This window comes from Stieleria sp., from assembly GCF_041595215.1.
Lineage (GTDB): Bacteria > Planctomycetota > Planctomycetia > Pirellulales > Pirellulaceae > Stieleria > Stieleria magnilauensis.
This window is the reverse complement of sequence record NZ_JBFHKV010001324.1, coordinates 1-2,041: the sequence shown is the minus strand read 5'-3', so window position 1 is coordinate 2,041 and position 2,041 is coordinate 1. Positions and strand designations below refer to the sequence as shown.

Sequence of the window (2,041 nt, the reverse complement as noted above, 5' to 3'; positions counted from 1 at the left end):
CCCCGGCCAGCCCGCGCGCACAAGCTCACCGATCAACTCCTTTACGAACGCAGACTGCCGCACCGCCGGCGGATTGATTCGCTGCGACCCCGTCCGGGGTCGAGGGGATGGTGGGACGTGCTTCCCGGAGGTGGCGCTGCGCTGACCTCCGGCTACTCGCTGGCATCCCTCCGGGATACTCGGTTCGCTGCCGCCCTCCTTTGACACCAAACGGAGTGATACTTGTGAGCGGCAGGGCTCTGCGCTTGTCAAAGCCTTGTCGATTGTGCGGTATTGGGCGCGAGCCCTCCGGTGTTTCGGGAACGATGAGGGACCGGAGGGCTTGCGCCCTGCCGCTAACACCTCGTCAAACACAGGGAATAAATGCTTCACAGCGTTGCCCGCCGGGGTTCCTTCCCTTCTGTGCTTTCACTTGCCCGGCCGCTTGTTGATCACGATCTCGGCGTCGTTGGTTTGCGGCAATCCGGGAGTGCTGCGGCCGCGTTTGACCTGTTCTTCAAGTAGCTCACGAAGTTCCTCCACCTTGCCTTGATGGTCTCTCGCCAGATTCGTCTGCTCGCCCAAGTCCCCGTCCATGTCGATCAACTGCACCATCGGCAAACCTTCTTTCTCGTATTTTGCCCAGGACTTTTTGGACGGTCGGGCGCCCGTCCATCCTCCGGAATCCGGGCACAGCGAGAGTTTCCAGTTGTGTTGGCGAATCGCAAAGTAGCCGCTGACGCTGTGATGGATGACGTCCTGTCGATCGTGTTCGGTTTCTCCTTTCAATAACGGCAAAAAGCTGATGCTGTCTTCGGCGGCGTTGTCGGGCAGTTCCAAATCCAAGATGTCCGCGACCGTGCGTGTGACGTCGGTCAAACAGACCAGCCCGTTCGATCGGGAACCCGGTTGCACCACGCCCGGCCAGGAAACTAGGAACGGGACGCGGTGGCCGCCGTCCCAAATGTCCGCTTTGGATCCTCGCAAATCGCCGCTGGGAAAGTGTCCCATTTCTTGAAGCTGACCGATCTTCGATGTCGGTCCCGAGGTTCCGTTGTCGCTGCTACACAGGATCAACGTGTTGTCCAAAAGGCCGTTGTCACGGAGCGCGTCAACGACTTTGCCGAAGCTGTCGTCGGTTTGCATGACGAAGTCTGCGTGTGCATTGAGCCCGCTCTTGCCTTGCCACTGTTTGGTCGGAACGACCGGGCTGTGCGGCGAACTCCAGGGCACGTACAGGAAAAACGGTTCCGATTGGTCTTTGCGCGATTCGATGTATTGGACGGCCGATTGCGTTAGTCGCGGCAGCATCTCGATCGGCTCGATCGTTTCGGTGACGACGTCGTTGTCGATCCAGGTTTCGATTTGTCGGGCATGATGAAAACCATGGAACTCATCGAATCCGCCGCGGTCGATCGGGCCGTGAGTGACCTTGGCGCCGACCGGGACCGCTTTGGGGACATGTTGTCCATCGAACAGCATGCCGAGGTGCCACTTGCCGATGACGGCGGTGTGATACCCCTGAGATGACAGCAGCTTGGCCAAGGTCAGCCGGTTGGTGTCGATCAAGGACGGACCGCCGGTCAGCACACCGCTTTGCAGACGTGTTCGCCACGCGTAGCGCCCCGTCAACAGACCGTAGCGGGTCGGCGTGCAAACCGACGAACCGCTGTGGGCGTCGGTAAAGACCATGCCGCCGTCGGCGATCGCATCCAATTGTGGCGTCGGGATTTTGCCACGACGGGGATTCAAACACTGCAACTCGCCGAACCCCATGTCGTCGGCCAACATGATCACAATGTTCGGTCGATCGGCGGCACGGCCGTTGGTGGTCAGCACGATCGAACACGCAAGTAGAGCAACGAAGGCTCGAAGGGTTTGGTTCATGACGAGTCACCAAGTGGGAGTCAAAGGAGGATTGAGAAGCGATGTTTAATTTCGCGCAGGTTGGTGTTTAGCCTTTAGGCGATTCCGTTTCGCTGCTCCGCAGCGAGTGTGGGCGGCTAAAGCCTGCACACCAGCGCGGGTTGGTGTTTAGCCTTTAGGCGATTCCGTTTCGCTG

The 2,041-nt window shown here is 59.4% G+C and carries 1 protein-coding gene; it reads right to left on the bottom strand.

The annotated features are described in order from the left end of the window. Positions 1 to 408: 408 nt before the first annotated feature. Positions 409 to 1,866: an arylsulfatase gene (locus ABX749_RS30960; protein WP_372899433.1), complete on the bottom strand. Its 1,458-nt coding sequence runs from the start codon at positions 1,864 to 1,866 to the stop codon at positions 409 to 411. Positions 1,867 to 2,041: the final 175 nt, after the last annotated feature.

What these genes read in the sequence shown, in the direction of transcription:
- ABX749_RS30960 (WP_372899433.1), bottom strand. Translation starts at nt 1,866, where the DNA reads ATGAACCAAACCCTTCGAGCCTTCGTTGCTCTACTTGCGTGTTCGATC.